15 protein-coding genes are annotated in these 16,049 nt (G+C 68.0%); 14 read left to right on the top strand and 1 reads right to left on the bottom strand.

The features are described from left to right. The first annotated feature begins 1 nt into the window (after nt 1). The 14 genes from paaI to ABEA07_RS16805 all read left to right on the top strand — a co-directional run bounded on the left by paaI (nt 2) and on the right by ABEA07_RS16805 (nt 14,868). Entirely contained in the window at nt 2-442 is a 441-nt protein-coding gene (gene paaI, locus ABEA07_RS16870) for a hydroxyphenylacetyl-CoA thioesterase PaaI (RefSeq protein ID WP_345539270.1), read from the top strand. A gap of 34 nt (nt 443-476) precedes the next feature. Further along, nucleotides 477-1,796, top strand: coding sequence for a phenylacetate--CoA ligase PaaK (gene paaK / locus ABEA07_RS16865; RefSeq protein ID WP_345539269.1), 1,320 nt, complete (start codon nt 477-479; stop codon nt 1,794-1,796). Nucleotides 1,797-1,807: 11 nt separating this feature from the next. After that, the gene (gene paaA, locus ABEA07_RS16860) at nt 1,808-2,818 is read left to right on the top strand and encodes a 1,2-phenylacetyl-CoA epoxidase subunit PaaA (RefSeq protein ID WP_345539268.1); all 1,011 of its coding nucleotides are present in this window, start codon (nt 1,808-1,810) and stop codon (nt 2,816-2,818) included. A 50-nt stretch (nt 2,819-2,868) separates the two neighbouring features. Beyond that, nucleotides 2,869-3,192 (top strand): 1,2-phenylacetyl-CoA epoxidase subunit PaaB, encoded by a 324-nt coding sequence (gene paaB / locus ABEA07_RS16855; protein ID WP_345539356.1) that lies wholly within the window; start codon nt 2,869-2,871, stop codon nt 3,190-3,192. A 7-nt stretch (nt 3,193-3,199) separates the two neighbouring features. Continuing rightward, nucleotides 3,200-3,973: a 1,2-phenylacetyl-CoA epoxidase subunit PaaC gene (gene paaC, locus ABEA07_RS16850; protein WP_345539267.1), complete on the top strand. Its 774-nt coding sequence runs from the start codon at nt 3,200-3,202 to the stop codon at nt 3,971-3,973. Beyond that, nucleotides 3,973-4,506, top strand: a complete 534-nt coding sequence (gene paaD, locus ABEA07_RS16845; RefSeq protein WP_345539266.1) for a 1,2-phenylacetyl-CoA epoxidase subunit PaaD — start codon at nt 3,973-3,975, stop codon at nt 4,504-4,506. Before paaC ends, paaD begins: the two co-directional genes overlap by 1 nt. A gap of 14 nt (nt 4,507-4,520) precedes the next feature. Next, the gene (paaE, locus tag ABEA07_RS16840) at nt 4,521-5,606 is read left to right on the top strand and encodes a 1,2-phenylacetyl-CoA epoxidase subunit PaaE (RefSeq protein WP_345539265.1); all 1,086 of its coding nucleotides are present in this window, start codon (nt 4,521-4,523) and stop codon (nt 5,604-5,606) included. Between the two features lie 45 nt (nt 5,607-5,651). Continuing rightward, nucleotides 5,652-6,803 carry an ABC transporter substrate-binding protein gene (locus ABEA07_RS16835; protein WP_345539263.1) on the top strand — a complete coding sequence of 384 codons (1,152 nt, stop codon included), beginning with the start codon at nt 5,652-5,654 and terminating at the stop codon, nt 6,801-6,803. 98 nt (nt 6,804-6,901) lie between these two features. Beyond that, nucleotides 6,902-7,930 carry a branched-chain amino acid ABC transporter permease gene (locus ABEA07_RS16830; protein WP_345539262.1) on the top strand — a complete coding sequence of 343 codons (1,029 nt, stop codon included), beginning with the start codon at nt 6,902-6,904 and terminating at the stop codon, nt 7,928-7,930. Beyond that, nucleotides 7,927-9,765 carry a branched-chain amino acid ABC transporter ATP-binding protein/permease gene (locus ABEA07_RS16825; protein WP_345539261.1) on the top strand — a complete coding sequence of 613 codons (1,839 nt, stop codon included), beginning with the start codon at nt 7,927-7,929 and terminating at the stop codon, nt 9,763-9,765. Before ABEA07_RS16830 ends, ABEA07_RS16825 begins: the two co-directional genes overlap by 4 nt. Then, nucleotides 9,762-10,511 carry an ABC transporter ATP-binding protein gene (locus ABEA07_RS16820; RefSeq protein WP_345539260.1) on the top strand — a complete coding sequence of 250 codons (750 nt, stop codon included), beginning with the start codon at nt 9,762-9,764 and terminating at the stop codon, nt 10,509-10,511. The genes ABEA07_RS16825 and ABEA07_RS16820 overlap by 4 nt, the downstream gene beginning before the upstream one ends. A gap of 192 nt (nt 10,512-10,703) precedes the next feature. Next, nucleotides 10,704-14,057, top strand: coding sequence for a hypothetical protein (locus tag ABEA07_RS16815; RefSeq protein ID WP_345539259.1), 3,354 nt, complete (start codon nt 10,704-10,706; stop codon nt 14,055-14,057). Between the two features lie 134 nt (nt 14,058-14,191). Further along, nucleotides 14,192-14,401, top strand: coding sequence for a hypothetical protein (locus ABEA07_RS16810; protein ID WP_345539258.1), 210 nt, complete (start codon nt 14,192-14,194; stop codon nt 14,399-14,401). A 5-nt stretch (nt 14,402-14,406) separates the two neighbouring features. After that, nucleotides 14,407-14,868, top strand: a complete 462-nt coding sequence (locus ABEA07_RS16805) for a DUF4259 domain-containing protein (RefSeq protein ID WP_345539256.1) — start codon at nt 14,407-14,409, stop codon at nt 14,866-14,868. Nucleotides 14,869-14,893: 25 nt separating this feature from the next. Here ABEA07_RS16805 and ABEA07_RS16800 read toward each other — a convergent pair whose 3' ends face one another. Further along, on the bottom strand, nt 14,894-15,997 hold the full coding sequence (locus ABEA07_RS16800; protein ID WP_345539255.1) for a substrate-binding domain-containing protein: 1,104 nt from the start codon (nt 15,995-15,997) through the stop codon (nt 14,894-14,896). Nucleotides 15,998-16,049 lie beyond the last annotated feature (52 nt).

The following is a 16,049-nucleotide window of genomic DNA, read 5'->3' as shown; positions in this document are numbered from 1 at the left end:
AATGAGCCACGACACCCAAGCCCAACGCACCGCCGAGCGCGTGCGCGACGCCATGTTCGCCAACGACCGCGCCGTGCGCGGCCTCGGGATGGAGATCGAGGCCATCGCGCCCGGCCGCGCGGACATCGCCATGACCGTGCGCGAAGACATGCTCAACGGCCACGACATCTGCCATGGCGGCTTCATCTCGGCGCTGGCCGATTCGGCCTTCGCCTATGCCTGCAATTCCTACAACGAAGTCACCGTGGCCTCCGGCTTCGGCATCGACTTCATCGCGCCGGCGCGGCAGGGTGACCGGCTGGTCGCGCGCTGCGTCGAAGTGTCCAAGGCCGGCCGCACGGGCGTGTACGACACGGAGGTGCTGAACCAGCGCGGCGAACGCGTCGCCGTGTTCCGCGGGCGCTCCTACACACTCAAGGGCAAGCCGGTCGCGCCGGCCTGATCCGCAGCAACCAAGAAACTGGAGACACGACACCATGCCCGTCCTGCGCCCCGCGCCCGGCGACCTCGAGGCGATCGAAACCGCCAGCCGCGACGAGATCACCGCCCTGCAGCTGCAGCGCCTGAAGGCCACGCTGCAGCGCGCCTACGACAAGGTGCCGCACTACCGCCAGGCCTTCGACGCGCGCGGCGTGCATCCCGACGACCTGCAGCAGCTCGGCGACCTCGCGAAGTTCCCCTTCACCGTCAAGAAGGACCTGCGCGACAACTACCCCTTCGGCATGTTCGCCGTGCCGCGCGAGCAGGTGGCGCGCATCCACGCGTCGTCCGGCACCACCGGCAAGCCGACCGTGGTCGGCTACACGAAGCAGGACATCGAGCACTGGGCCGACCTCGTGGCGCGCTCGATCCGCGCGGCCGGCGGGCGCGCCGGCGACATCGTGCACGTGGCCTACGGCTACGGTCTCTTCACCGGCGGCCTGGGCGCGCACTACGGCGCCGAGCGGGCCGGCTGCACCGTCATTCCGATGTCCGGCGGCCAGACCGAGAAGCAGGTGCAGCTGATCCGCGACTTCCGCCCCGACATCATCATGGTCACGCCCAGCTACATGCAGGTGATCATCGAGGAGTTCCAGCGCCAGGGCCTGGATGCGCGCGAGAACTCGCTGAAGATCGGCATCTTCGGCGCCGAGCCCTGGACCGAGGCGATGCGCCGCGAGATCGAGCACAAGGGCGGCATGGACGCGGTCGACATCTACGGCCTGTCGGAAGTGATGGGTCCGGGCGTGGCCAGCGAGTGCATCGAAAGCAAGGACGGCCCGGTGGTCTGGGAAGACCATTTCTACCCCGAGATCATCGATCCCGAGACCGGCGAGGTGCTGCCCGACGGCGAGGAGGGCGAGCTGGTCTTCACCTCGCTCACCAAGGAGGCGCTGCCCATCATCCGCTACCGCACCCGCGACCTCACGCGCCTGCTGCCGCCCACCTCGCGCAGCTTCCGGCGCATGGGCAAGATCGTCGGGCGCAGCGACGACATGCTGATCATCCGCGGCGTCAACGTCTTCCCGACGCAGATCGAGGAGATCGTGCTGGCGCACGACAAGCTCTCGGGCCAGTACCTCATCAAGGTCGGCCGCGAGGGCCATCTCGACAGCGTGGAAGTGCGCTGCGAGCTGCAGCAGGCCGCGGCCGGATTGACCGACGCCGAGTGCGACGAGATCGCCCGGTGGGTGCAGCAGCGCGTGAAGACCCTGGTCGGCATCTCGACCACGGTGCTGGTGCAGCCGCCCGCCACGCTCGAGCGCACGCTGACCGGCAAGGCCCGGCGCGTGGTCGACGAACGTTCCAAATCCTGAAAGGAAAAGCCATGTACACCCAAGCCATGGACACCATGGGCAAGGACAAGGACGGCCCGAAGGCCGTCCGCTCGGCGGAGGAGATGCGGCTGGAAGAGCGCTTCGACGAACGCATCGACGCCGGCGGCTTCATCGAGGCCAAGGACTGGATGCCCGAGCACTACCGCAAGACCCTGGTGCGGCAGATCAGCCAGCACGCGCATTCCGAGATCGTCGGCATGCTGCCCGAGGGCAACTGGATCACGCGCGCGCCCACGCTCAAGCGCAAGTCCATTTTGCTGGCCAAGGTGCAGGACGAGGGCGGCCACGGCCTCTACCTCTATGCCGCCGCCGAGACCCTGGGCATCAGCCGCGACCAGATGCTCGAGGCCCTGCACACCGGCAAGGCCAAGTACAGCTCGATCTTCAACTACCCCACGCTGACCTGGGCCGACATGGGCACCATCGGCTGGCTGGTCGACGGCGCGGCCATCATGAACCAGGTGCCGATCTGCCGCTGCTCCTACGCGCCCTATGCGCGCGCCATGATCCGCATCTGCCGCGAGGAGAGCTTCCACCAGCGCCAGGGCTACGAGGCCCTGCTGACCATGATGCAGCACGGCACCGAGGCGCAGAAGGCCATGGTGCAGGACGCGGTCAACCGCTGGTGGTGGCCCTCGGTCATGATGTTCGGCCCGCCCGACGACCAGTCGCCCAACAGCGCGCAGTCCATGCGCTGGGGCATCAAGCGCTTCTCCAACGACGAGCTGCGGCAGAAGTTCATCGATGCCGCCGTGGAGCAGGCCAAGGTGCTGGGCGTGACCCTGCCCGACCCGGACCTGAAGTGGAACGAGGAACGCCAGGCGCACGACCATGGCCCGATCGACTGGGCCGAGTTCTGGCGCGTGATCGGCGGCGACGGACCCTGCAACCGAGAGCGCCTTGGCGCGCGCGTCAAGGCCTGGGAAGAGGGCGCGTGGGTGCGCGAGGCCGCGCTGGCCCATGCCGCAAAGCATGAGCACACAGAAAGGTTGGCAGCATGAGCAGCGATCAAAGCAGCACGTTGCCCTCCCCTGGTGAGGGGAGGGTTGGGGTGGGGTCGAGTACGGTCCAGCCAAAGGCCACCGCGGCCGCGGGACGCGAGTGGCCTCTGTGGGAAGTTTTCGTCCGGAGCAAGGCGGGGCTCGACCACAAGCATTGCGGAAGCCTGCACGCCGCCGATCCGCAGATGGCCGTGCAGATGGCGCGCGACGTCTATACGCGGCGCCAGGAAGGCGTGAGCGTGTGGGTGGTGCGCTCCGACCAGATCGTGGCCAGCGACCCGGCCGACAAGGACATGTACTTCGATCCCGCCGAGGACAAGGTGTACCGCCACCCGACCTTCTACGAGCTTCCGAAGTCCGTCGACCATATGTGACCGCATCATGCAAGCATCGATCGAACTCGACCGCCGCCCCGAGGTGCAGTACCTCCTGCGCCTGGGCGACACCTGCCTGATCCTCGCCCAGCGCCTGGGCGAATGGTGTGGCCACGCGCCCATCCTCGAAGAGGACATCGCCATGAGCAACATGGCGCTGGATCTGCTGGGGCAGGCGCGCGCATTGCTGACCCGTGCCGGCGAAATCGAAGGCCGTGCACACGACGAGGACCAGCTCGCCTTCCTGCGCGAAGAGCGCGATTATTTCAACCCGACACTGGTCGAACTGCCCCGCGGCGACTTCGCCTTCAGCGTGCTGCGCAACGCGATGGTCGCGACCTTGCTCAAGCTGATGTGGGAGAGGCTGGAGAGCTCCAGCGACGCCGAGGTGGCCGCCATTGCCGGCAAGGCGATCAAGGAAGCGCGCTACCACCAGCAGCACGCGGCCGACTGGGTGGTGCGCCTGGGCGACGGCACCGAGGAATCGCGCTCGCGCATGGAGGCCGCGCTGGCCCAGCTGTGGCGCTACGTGCCCGAACTCTTCACGGCCGATGCGGTGGACGAGGCCGCGCGCGCCAGCGGCCTGGGCCCGGCCTGGTCCGATCTGCGCGAAGCCTGGTTCGGCGAGATGGGCGCCGTGCTCGACGAAGCCACCCTGGCGATACCCGCGGATACGGCCTTCATGAGCACCGGCAAGCGCGGCGTGCACAGCGAGCACATGGGCTACATCCTGGCCGAGATGCAGCACCTGCAGCGCGCCTACCCGGGCGGAGCCTGGTGATGACCCCGATGCGCCCGCCTTCGACCGACGAGGCCCGCATCGCGCGCGCCTGGGAGGTGCTGGGCACCGTGCTCGATCCCGAGGTGCCGGCGCTGTCGGTGTGCGACCTCGGCATCGTGCGCGAGGTCGTGCCGCAGCCCGAGGGATTGGAGATCGTGCTCACGCCCACCTACTCGGGCTGCCCGGCCACCGAGGTCATCGAGCGCAGCGTGCTCGATGCCGTCGAGGCCGCGGGCCTCGGCCCCGCGCACGTGACCCTGCGCCGCGCCCCGGCCTGGACCACCGACTGGATCAGCGCAGATGGCAAGCGCAAGCTGCGTGACTACGGCATCGCGCCGCCGGGCGCGCCCGCCTTGCCCGGCGGCGCGGTCCCGATCCGACTGGTGCGCCGCCAGGCCGCCCAGCCCGTGCCCTGCCCGCATTGCGGCAGCGCCCGCACCGAGCAGCTCTCGGCCTTCGGTGCCACCGCCTGCAAGTCGCTCTACCGCTGCCTCGATTGCCGCGAGCCCTTCGAGCACTTCAAACCCCTCTGAGCCACGAGCGTCACATGAGCGTCATCTTCCACCCGCTGCGCGTGCGCAGCATCGAGCCCGACACCGCCGAGGCGGTGATCGTCTCCTTCGACGTGCCGGAGGAACTGCGCGGCGTGTTCGGCTTCACCCAGGGCCAGTACCTCACGCTGCGCAAGGAGATCGACGGGCAGGACCTGCGCCGCTCCTACTCCATCTGCGCCGGCGTCGACGACGGCGAACTGCGCGTGGGCGTGCGCAAGGTGCAGCAGGGCGTGTTCTCGAACTGGATCAACACCAACCTCAAGCCGGGCGACACCCTCCAGGTCATGGCGCCGCAGGGCCGCTTCTTCGTGCCCCTCGATCGCGAGGCGCGGCGCCACCACGTGGGCATCGCGGGCGGCAGCGGCATCACGCCCATCCTCTCGATCATGAAGACGGTGCTGGCGCGCGAGCCGCACTCGCGCTTCACCCTGATCTACGGCAACCGGCAGCTCAAGTCCACGATGTTCAAGGAGGAGATCGAGGACCTGAAGAACCGCTACATGTCGCGCCTGGTGCTGCAGCACGTGTTCTCCGACGAGCACACCGACGTGCCGATCAACGCCGGCCTGATGAACCGCGAGAAGATCGCGGAGTTCCTGCAGGGACTGGTCCCTCCCGAGAGCATCGACCATGTCTACGTGTGCGGCCCCTTCCAGATGAACGACGAGGCCGAGGCGGCGCTGCTGGCGGCCGGCGTGCCCGAGGAGCGCATCCACATCGAGCGCTTCGGCCTGGCGCAGTCGCCCGCCGGCACGGTCGGCGCGGTGGTGCACGAGCCCCAGCCCGGCGATGCGGAGACGGCGCGCATCACCATTGTGCGCGACGGCCTCAGCCGCGAGATCCCTTTCACCAAGGGCCAGCCCAGCATCCTGGACGCGGCGTCCTCCGCCGGGCTGGAGGTGCCGTACTCCTGCACCTCGGGCGTGTGCGGCACCTGCCGTGCGAAACTCCTGGAAGGGGAAGTTCGGATGGAGCGCAACTTCGCGCTGGAAAAGAATGAGGTCGCGAACGGCTTCATACTCACCTGCCAGGCGCATCCCCTGACCGAGCGCGTGGTGCTGTCCTTCGACGAGCGCTGAACGCACGGCACCCCACCCCATTTTTTCAACTGAGGAGACATCCACATGAAATCTTTCACCCGCCTCGGCGTCGCGCTGCTGTGCGCCATGGCCTTCGGCGCGCAGGCCGACGTCAACGTCGGCGTCACCCTGTCGGCCACCGGGCCGGCTGCTTCCCTGGGCATTCCCGAGAAGAACACCATCGCGCTGATGCCCAAGACCATCGGCGGGCAGAAGATCAACTACATCGTGCTGGACGACGCCTCCGACACCACCGCCGCGGTGTCGAACACACGCAAGCTGATCAGCGAGAACAAGGTCGACATCGTCCTGGGCTCCACCGTCACGCCCAACTCGCTGGCCATGATCGACGTGGTCGCCGAGGAGAAGGTGCCGATGATCTCGATGGCGGCCTCGGCGCGCATCGTCGAGCCCATGGATGCCAAGCGCAAGTGGGTGTTCAAGACCCCGCAGAACGACATCATGATGTCGCTGGCGATCGCCGAGCACATGGCCGCCAACGGCGTGAAGTCGGTCGGCTTCATCGGCTTCTCCGATGCCTACGGCGAGGGCTGGTTCCAGGAATTCACCAAGGCCGCCGATCTGAAGAAGGTCAAGATCGTGGCCAACGAGCGCTACGGCCGCAGCGACACTTCGGTCACCGGCCAGACGCTCAAGCTGATCTCCGCCAGGCCCGACGCGATCCTGATCGCCGGCTCCGGAACGCCCGCCGCGCTGCCGCAGAAGACGCTCAAGGAGCGCGGCTACACCGGCAAGATCTACCAGACGCACGGCGTGGCCAACGCCGACTTCCTGCGCGTGGGTGGCAAGGACGTCGAGGGCACGCTGCTGCCGTCGGGTCCGATGCTGGTCGCTTCGCAGCTGCCGGATTCGCACCCGGTGAAGAAGTCCGCCAAGGCCTACGTGGAGGCCTACGAGGCCGCCAACGGCAAAGGGAGCGTGTCCACCTTCGGCGGCCATGCCTGGGACGCCGGCCTGATCATGAGCGCCGCGATTCCCGTCGCGCTCAAGTCCGCGCAGCCCGGCACGCCGGCTTTCCGCAGCGCCTTGCGCGACGCGCTGGAAGGCGTGAAGAACGTGGCCGGCGCCCATGGCATCTTCACCATGTCGCCCACCGACCATCTGGGCCTGGACCAGCGCGCCCGCGTGATGGTCAAGATCGAAAACGGCACCTGGAAGTACCAGCCTCAAGATTGAGCTGAGCATCCGCAACTGCCAAGCGTGCGGGCGACGGCGCATGCGGGCTCGGCGCGAACGGCGCGCCGGGCTGGCGCGCGCCGCGCCGGAGGAGCTGCATGGACTCGCAAATCGCCCTGATCCTGGGGCAGGACGGCATCGTCAACGGCGCGATCTACGGACTCATGGCACTGGCCCTGGTGCTGGTGTTCTCCGTGACCCGCGTCATCTTCATCCCCCAGGGGGAATTCGTGGCCTTCAGCGCGCTGTCGATGGTGGCGCTGCAAGCGGGCAAGGTGCCGGCCACGCTGTGGCTGCTGCTGGTGCTGGCGGTGGCCGCGCTGGTGGTGGAGCTGTGGCGCTGGCAGCGTGGCGCGCCGGTGGACTGGGCCTCCACGCTGGCCTGGTGCGTGGCGCTGCCGCTGGTGAGCTGCGCGCTGGTGCTGCTGCTGCGCCCCGAGTCCCTGTTCGCGCAGACGCTGACCGCGGTCGCGGTGATCGTGCCGCTGGGCCCGCTGCTCTATCGCCTCGCGTACCGGCCGCTGGCTGACGCGACCGTGCTCACGCTGCTGATCGTCTCGGTGGCGCTGCACGGGGTGCTGGTCGGGCTCGGGCTGCTGTTCTTCGGCGCCGAGGGTTCGCGCACGCCGGCCTTCTCCGAGATGCGGCTGGACCTGGGCGGCGTCGCCATCACCGGCCAGGCCCTGGTGGTGGTCGCGGTCACCGCGGTGCTGGTGGTCCTGATGTTCCTCTTCTTCGAGCGCTCCATCGTGGGCAAGGCGCTGCGCGCCACCGCCATCAACCGCGTGGGTGCACGGCTGATGGGCATCCCGACGGGGCTCTCGGGCGACCTGAGCTTCGCGCTCGCGGCCTTGATCGGTGCGATCTCGGGCCTGCTGATCGCGCCCATCACCACCATCTACTACGACACCGGCTTCCTGATCGGCCTGAAGGGCTTCGTCGCCGCCATCGTCGGCGGGCTGGCGAGCTATCCGCTGGCGCTGGTGGGCGCGTTGATCGTGGGTCAGCTCGAAGCCTTCTCCTCCTTCTGGGCCAGTGCCTTCAAGGAGGTGTTCGTCTTCACGCTGATCATCCCGGTGCTGTGGTGGCGTTCGCTCTCGAGTCGCCATGTGGAGGACGAGGAATGACCCGGCGGCATCTCACGCTCGCCTTCATCGTCGCGCTGGCCGCGGTGTGGGGCTTCCTGCCGGACTTCTCGGTCACGGTGCTCAGCTACATCGGCCTCTATGCGCTGGTGGCCGCGGGGCTGGTCATGTTGACCGGCGTGGGCGGCATGACCTCTTTCGGACAGGCGGCCTTCGTCGGCACCGGCGCCTATGCCACCGCCTGGATCTGCACCTCGCCCTTGGTGGCCGGCGCGCTGGGCGGCATCAGCCCCGCACTGCTGCCCTGGCTCGGCCTGCTGTTCGGCATCGTCGTCACCTTCATCATCGCCTGGGGCCTGGGCGCGATCACGCTGCGCCTGTCGGGCCACTACCTGCCGCTGTGCACCATCGCCTGGGGCCTGAGCTTCTACTTCCTGTTCGGCAACCTCGAGTTCCTGGGCGGCCACACCGGCGTGGCCGGCGTGCCGGCGATCGTGGTCGGTGGCCTCTCGCTCGCCTCGCCGCGCTCCCTGGGCGTGGTGATCTGGGGCGTGCTGCTGCTGGCGCTGTGGGCGCTGCACAACCTGCTGGATTCGCGCGAAGGCCGCGCCATCCGCGCGCTCAAGACGGGGCGGGTGATGGCCGAGTCCATGGGCGTGGACACCGGCCGCTACCGCATCAAGGTCTTCGTGCTGGCGGCGCTGATGGCGGCGCTGTCGGGCTGGCTCTATGCGCACATGCAGCGCTTCATCAATCCCACGCCCTTCAACCTCAACATCGGCATCGAGTACCTCTTCATGGCGGTGGTGGGCGGTGCCGGCCACCTGTGGGGCGCGGTGCTGGGCGCGGCGCTGATCACGCTGCTGAAGGAGCAGCTGCAGGACGTCCTGCCCAGCCTGCTGGGCTCCAGCGGCAACTTCGAGGTGATCGTGTTCGGCCTGCTGATGCTGGTGGTGCTGCAGCGCTTTGCGGACGGCCTGTGGCCCACGCTGGCGCGCCTGGGCGGCCGTTTCCTCAAGCCGGTCGCGCCGCGTCCGCCGGGCCGGGTGCTGGCACTCCCCGAAGCGGCCCTGCCCGCGCGCGGCCGCACCGTGCTGGAAGCCAAGGCCGTGACCAAGCGCTTCGGCGGCCTGGTGGCCAACGACGCGGTGAGCCTCGACGTCAAGGCCGGCGAGATCCACGCGTTGATCGGGCCCAACGGCGCCGGCAAGAGCACCTTCTTCAACATGATCTCCGGCGTGGACGATCCCACCGAGGGCGAGGTGCGGCTGATGGACAAGGCCATGACCGGCAAGCCCTCGCGCGAGTTCGCCGCGCTGGGTCTGGGCCGCACCTTCCAGCACGTGCGCCTGCTGGGCCAGCGCCGGGTGATCGAAAACGTGGCGCTGGGGGCGCACCGGCGCGGCCGGCGCGGCTGGATCGCCTCCATGCTGCGCCTGGACCGCGCCGAAGAAGCGGCCTTGCTGGCGGAGGCGCGCCGGCAGATCGAACGCTGCGGCCTGGCCGAATTCGCCGAAGTGCCGGCCGGCTCGCTGGCACTGGGCCAGCAGCGCGTGGTGGAGATCGCCCGCGCCCTGGCCGGCCACCCCGCGGTGCTGCTGCTCGACGAGCCGGCGGCCGGGCTGCGCCACCTGGAAAAGCGCGCGCTGGCCATGCTGCTCGATCAACTGCGCGCCGAGGGCCTGGGCATTCTCGTGGTGGAACATGACATGGAATTCGTGATGAACCTGGCCGACCGCATCACCGTGCTGGAGTTCGGTGCCGTGATCGCACGCGGCACGCCGGCCGAGGTGCAGGCCGACCCGAAGGTGCTGGATGCGTACCTGGGCGGCGTCGACGAACCGGCGCCCAAGGCGGTGGTGGAGCAGGCGGCATGAGTTCGGCACTGCTCCAACTCGAGGGCTTCTGCGTCTCCTACGGCCCCGTCGAAGCCGTGCACCACGTCGACCTGCGCGTGGACGCCGGTGAGATCGTCACCGTGATCGGCCCCAACGGCGCCGGCAAGACCACGCTGCTGAGCGCGGCCATGGGCCTGCTGCCTTCGCGCGGCCGCCTGCTGCTGGGCGGCGAGCCGATGGCGCGCATCAGCGTCGAAGCCATGGTGGCGCGTGGCGTCGGCCTGGTGCCCGAGAAGCGCGAGCTCTTCGGCGAGATGCCGGTGGAGGACAACCTGCTGCTGGGCGGCTTCTCGCGCTGGTGGCGCGGCGAGCGCGACCAGCGAAAGCGCATGGACGAGGTCTTCGCCATCTTCCCGCGCCTGGCCGAGCGCCGCGCGCAGCTCGCCTCCACGCTCTCGGGCGGCGAGCGCCAGATGCTGGCCATCGGCCGCGCGCTGATGGCGCGGCCGCGCCTGCTGATGCTCGACGAGCCCTCGCTGGGCCTGGCGCCGCTGATCGTGCGCGAGGTGCTGCAGGTGGTGTCTTCGCTGCGCCAGCATGGCGTGTCGGTGCTGCTGGTGGAGCAGAACGCGCGCGCCGCGCTGCAGGTGGCGGACCGTGCCTACGTGCTGGAGATGGGGGCGGTGGCACTGCAGGGCGCGGCGTCCGAGTTGCTGCACGACCGCCGCATCATCGACACCTACCTGGGGCTGGGCGGGCGCGCCGGCGAAGCGGCCACTTCCTGAGCCGCCACGCCGCGTGGCGTACCTTGCGATTGCGCATGCATGCATGCAAGCATGCGCGGCGGCGCGCGCCCTCATGGGCAAGCGGTCGAGTGCTCAGAATTTGCTAGTTTTGTGTTCGGCGTGCCGATCCTTGGGTGGGAACGGTTCAGCCTTTTGGGGTACCTAGCAGAGGCCACCAATCAGCAGAGTCCCATGCATCCCACCAGCCGCAGGCAAAGTCAGTACCCATCACCTGAGCAAGCTCTCACGCCGAGAAGTCGCCAGCCACACTTGCTCATGTCGCACGGCCTGGTGCTTGTGCAGGTCAATCCTGAACTGCCGGACGTCGAGGCGCAGGCGCAGCAAGGTGCGGTGTGGGCGTTGCGCCTCGCAGCGCCTCAGGAACGTGACTCCATCCTCAGGGCCGTCGAAGCAGATCTCAACAGCGATATCAACTACGACGCGATGCTCGCGGCGCTTCAGCTGAGCAAGCCGCAAATGGCTGTGCTGCGCGCCGAGTACATGGCCAGGCCATTGCGCGCCCTGGCCCTGGAGCAGCCGCCGCGCTGCCAGGACCCGCAGGCGGTGGTGATGGCCTTCTGGCGCGAAGTGGCCGACCACAGCAGATACCTGTCGATCGACGATGTGTGGTCGCTCGCCACGGCTGCCGCCATCGAGATATCGCGACGGATTCCCGGAGGGCTGGCTCAGGCGGACCTGAACGCCCAGGCGGAAAGGCTTCATAACGTCTGCATGGCGGAACTTCGCTTGGGAAGTCTGACGCGGGAGACCGATCCATGGCTGAGCCGGCCGCCGGGCCCGTTGGAAGCCTACCTGCTTGCAGCGCTGCAGGGCGAAGAATGGCTTTCGAACGCAGCCTTGCCAGCCTTGCTGATGGCGCCCGCGCGCTGGCTGCAGGATTGCCTGGAACAAGCTCGGACTGGGGAAGGGCGCTCATCTCAACAGAAGGTGGAGCTCGGCAATACCCTCAAGAATGCGTTCGAACAACTGCTCAACCAGTCCTTCACGCTGGGGGAGGACGGGCCGCAGGAACTGTACGAGGCTTTTCAGCACGAGGTGTGTGCAGCGCTGGACCACCTGGGATTCGCGCACGCCCACCCGGTGGGAACACCGGACGCGGAGCTTTTGCAGTCGATCGGCTTCGTGGCGGGGCAGCACGACTCCGACGTGAATCGGCTGAGCCCGGAACAAATGGCGGTGTTGCGCGACGGCTTCCGAGCCAGCCCCCTGCGCCGCCTGATCTGCGACAACACGACCCCTCCAAGTTTCCAAGACGCTTCCATCGATGCGTTGGTCGGCGAGGTGCTCGGCTACCGCGACTACCTGTCCAGCCGGGAAGTGGGGGCACTGATTCAGTCTGCCGCCGCCGAAATCGTGCGAAGAGCCCCTGCGACGACCGAGTCCCTGGTGCGGGAAGAGCTGTTTCGAAGGGTGGCGAATGCCGGGAACCACAACGTTCGGCGTTGGGCGCCAGAACGTTGGGATGGCAACAGGACGCCCGGGTTCGTCGAAGCTCAAGTCGTCGCCCAGATCCGCAGCAGCATGGCACTCGAGCGACATGCGGTGCCACTGATGCTGGCCGCGTCGGCGCGCTGCCTGGATGAGCTGCTTGCGATGAGGACTGACTCGCCCGAGGAGCGGCAGTTCCTGGCGACTGCCATTCAGGATGCATTCGAACGACTTCTGGGCCAATCCTTCGCCTTGGGCGCGAACGCACCGCAAGACCTCTATGGCACTTTCGCGCCTGTGGTGAGCGCCGGTTTGCGCTGGTTGGGTCACGGAAGTCGTCCCCCTGTGAACACACCGACCCTTGAGAAGTTGAAGGACATCGGGTTCATCGCCCGACAGCCCGGGGACTCGAAGGGGAGGCCGCGGCCGCAAAGGACGGATCCCGTGCCGTTCACAGCGGACGCTGCCTCTTCGTCGAAGAAGAGAAGCGTGAGCGAAATGGAGGGAGGCGCGGCCCCTGGGCTGCATTTGTGCCCCATCGAACATTCCAGGGGGCAGACTCTCTCTCGGGCTGTGCAGGCAGCCACCAACGCGCGTGCGCGGCTGAGTCGGTGGCGAGAGTTGCAGCAAGACCTGCTCTGCTTGCAGCATGCCTATCGCAACGGCTGGCATCAATTCCTGTGGTTGCGCTACCAGGAGGCTCAAGCGGTCCCTTTCAACATGCCGGCCGAGCCGGTTGATCGAGGAATGGAACTGCTTCACGTTGCCGCGCATGCGGCACCGGACGGGCATCGCATGAAAGTGGTGAGGTGGACACGCGCGCAACTCATCGCGCTCATGCCGCTCCTGGTGAAGTGTCTGGATCTCGCGATCGTCTACAACGGCGACACCATGGTGGAGTACGGAGACCAGGAGCGTTTGGGGCACTTTACGAGCTTGATCCTGGTAGAGAACGAGGACGGGACCCGCGTGCATTACGAACTCGATTCGCTGCCCGCGGACGACGCATCGGGCATTCGCTGGGTTCAGGACCTCTCGGAGTTTTTCGGCCGTTTGCCAGGCGGCGTTTGGATGGCCGTTCGGGGCAATCCAGACCATCCGCTGTCGAAATACGTGAATGCGTTGTCGATCGAACCTTTCCGGCGCCTCTGCGAAGCCTTCGGCTTCATCCTGGGCAGGCAGCCCATCATGGAACTCTTGGCCGATGATTCGGCGGAGGGCCGCGAACCCCGACTCTTCGACAAGGCGTTCGCGAAGGAATACGGCGTCGCCAATGGCTTTCCAAATGCCGAGGCCTACGCCCACGTCGTTCCCTACGCTGACGGCCGAAGTCAGGCCATCGTGCAATGGCTCGATACCCTCGGAGGAAAGGAAGCCATTCTTTGGACGGGCACCGATCCACTGGTCATGGCAGTGACACGCGCCAACGATGGCACCTGGCTCGCGCATGTGGTCGACGAGGCGAAACGTGCGGTGCATCGTCCCCTGCTCGAGGTCTTGCAGGAGCAGCAAGGCCGGCTACGGGCGTTCCCACCGGATCGATGGCCGGAAATCGGGGGACTCGTCGAAGCACTGATTTTGCAGCCGCTTGGTGCCGCGGAGTCCTCGCAAGCTCGCCCGGCGCGAAGCGCTGTTCAGCCGGGGCGGCCTGTACGGTCGGTGGAAAATGTGCCGGGTGCTGCGCCAACGTCCGAAGCCATCCGGGAATCAGAACAGCTCCTGATGACAGCCTTGAAAACAAACCGGTTCGGCAAGGACAGCTCCCTCATGAATGCGGCAGTAAGGGAGGTCAAGCACCTCGGCTTCGAGGAGGCTGTCGCGGGCCTGCGTCAGCGGCTCGGGGCCAACGCGTTCCGTGGTTTGATCACGAAGGCAGGCGATCTGAAAGACACCGACAAGCCACAATCGGAACATCTGGCGACGCTGTACGTTCTGTACGGAAGCTATCCCAATAAGAACCCGCAAGCGCTGCTTTCCTTGCTGCCGAAGGGGTTGCCGGCGTGCTTCTTCCGCTACGCCGGTCAGATCAAAGCCAGGGTCGCGGGGTGGCCTGACGAGTTTGGCGATCAAGTGCTGGCTAAGCTTCAGCTTGCTTGAGCCTTCTCAGTATTCGACCATTGCCTGTGGCACGGCCTGCTGCATTGCGGGCGCCATGCTGTGATCGAACTCAACGGTTCCTTCTATTCGCTGCAGCGACCGCAGTCGTACCAAGCCTGGCACGACGAGACGCTGTGGCAGTTTCCGCCCAACATGCGCTACGAGCGCCACCCCACCGCGTCCGGCGCGAGGTCTTCTGCTATTTCGACAACGACGTGAAGGTGCAGGCGCCTTACGATGCCGCTGCGCTCGCGGCCCGGTTGGGGTTGCCGGCCGGGCTCGGCCCTGACGGAGAATTCGTGCCGCCGCCCGAACTCGCGCCGCTCCCGACGAAGAAGAAATGACATCGATGAACGCCCAGTTGAAGGAGCCATGCCTCGGCGCCCTGTTGCTGTCGGTGGTCCTCGCGGCCCATGCCGGCGCCTGGGGCGACGGCGCGCTGGACAACGACGCCGCGCAGGACTGGCTGGCGCTGTGCGCCGAGACGGCGGACGCCGAGCTGGTGCCGCAGGCCCTCGACATGGCCCTCGTGGCCAGCTACGTCGAGGCCGACGACGGCGCGGTGGCGGTGGCCGCGGCCGAGCTCGTCGCCCATGCACTCGAGCGCGGCGGCGCATCCCGGCGCGCATCCGTTGCGCCCTGCCTGGTGACCCTGCCGGCGTCGGAGCTCCGCGCGCTCGCGCCGCGTGCCAGGCAGGCGCTGGCCCGCGTGGGCGATCCCTGCGTTTCGGAACTGGCGCAGCTGTGGAGGGAGGACAGCAGGAACCGCAGCGCGGACACCCTGCGGCGGCTGGCGCAGCGCTTGCGCTAGTCCTTGCGCCACAGCGCCGCGGCTATCACACCCGGGGTTTCGGACTCTTGAAGCTCCACCAGGGCAGCAGCGCGTTCAGCGATTGCACTTCGCCGCTGTCCGCGCTCTCGTAGCCTGCCAGCGTGCCCAGCTGGTGCTGCCACGCGGCGCCGCGCAGCAGCATGCGCAAGGCCTGCACGGCGGGCTGTTCCAGCGCGGATTTGAGGCAGACCAGGTGGTATCGCTCGCGCACCAGGGGCACGAAGCCCAGGCCCGCGCTGCGCGCCGCCGATTCGATGCCCAGTCCCGCATCGGCCCGGCCGCTGGCGATCGCGTGCGCGAGCGCGGTGTGCGAAGGCTCGTCGTCGCCGTAGCCCTCGAGCGCGCGCGCCTGCACGTCCGCCTGCGCCAGCAGCTCGTCGAGCAGCACCCGCGTGCCGGTGCCGATCGAGCGGTTCACGTAGCGCGCGCGCAGCCGCGCCACATCGACGATGCTGCGCAGGCCCAGCGGATTGCCGGGCGCGACGATCAGGCCTTGCGTGCGCCGCGCGAAGCCGATGATCTTGTGCAGCCCCGGCTTGAGCAGCGGCTTGTAGGTGCGCTGGGCCAGCGAGCCGGCCGGCGGCCGCTCCAGCGTGTGGAAGCCCGCCATCACGCAGCGCCCCTGGTTGAGCGCGGTGATCGCATCCACGCTGCCGGTGAAGCGGATGTCCAGCTGCAGCCGCGCGCGCTCGGCCGCATGCGCGCGCAGCAGCACCAGCGCCTCGTCGTGGCTCGCATGCAGGCTCAGCACGTGCAGGCCGTCGTCGAAGGCCAGCGCGAAAGCGCGCTCCAGGTCGGCATGCAGGGCTTCGATCTGCGGCGCCAGCCGGGCCTGGGCCTGGCGCTCCGCCCACAGCAGCTTGTCGCCGAACTCGGACAGCTGGGCGCGGCGGCCCTGCTCGCCCGTGACCAGCGGGTGGCCCAGCGCCTCTTCCCAGCGCTTGAGCTCGCCCCACACATGGCGGTACGACAGGCCCAGCGTCCGCGCCGCGGCGGAGATCGAGCCGTGTTCGCGCACCGCGTGCAGCAGCTCCATCAGCGGATTGCGGATCAGGCGGCGGCCGCTGCGGCGCGGGGCGATGGCGTAGGACAGTTCGATCTGTTGCACGAAAGGGGCGCTGAGCCTGGGGGCGGGACGAGGGATTATGCAGAGCGCCTTC

Source organism: Variovorax defluvii, assembly GCF_039541515.1.
In the GTDB taxonomy this organism is placed as follows: domain Bacteria; phylum Pseudomonadota; class Gammaproteobacteria; order Burkholderiales; family Burkholderiaceae_C; genus Variovorax; species Variovorax defluvii.
The sequence above is the reverse complement of the archived record's forward strand: the minus strand, read 5'-3'. Positions and strand labels throughout refer to the sequence as shown.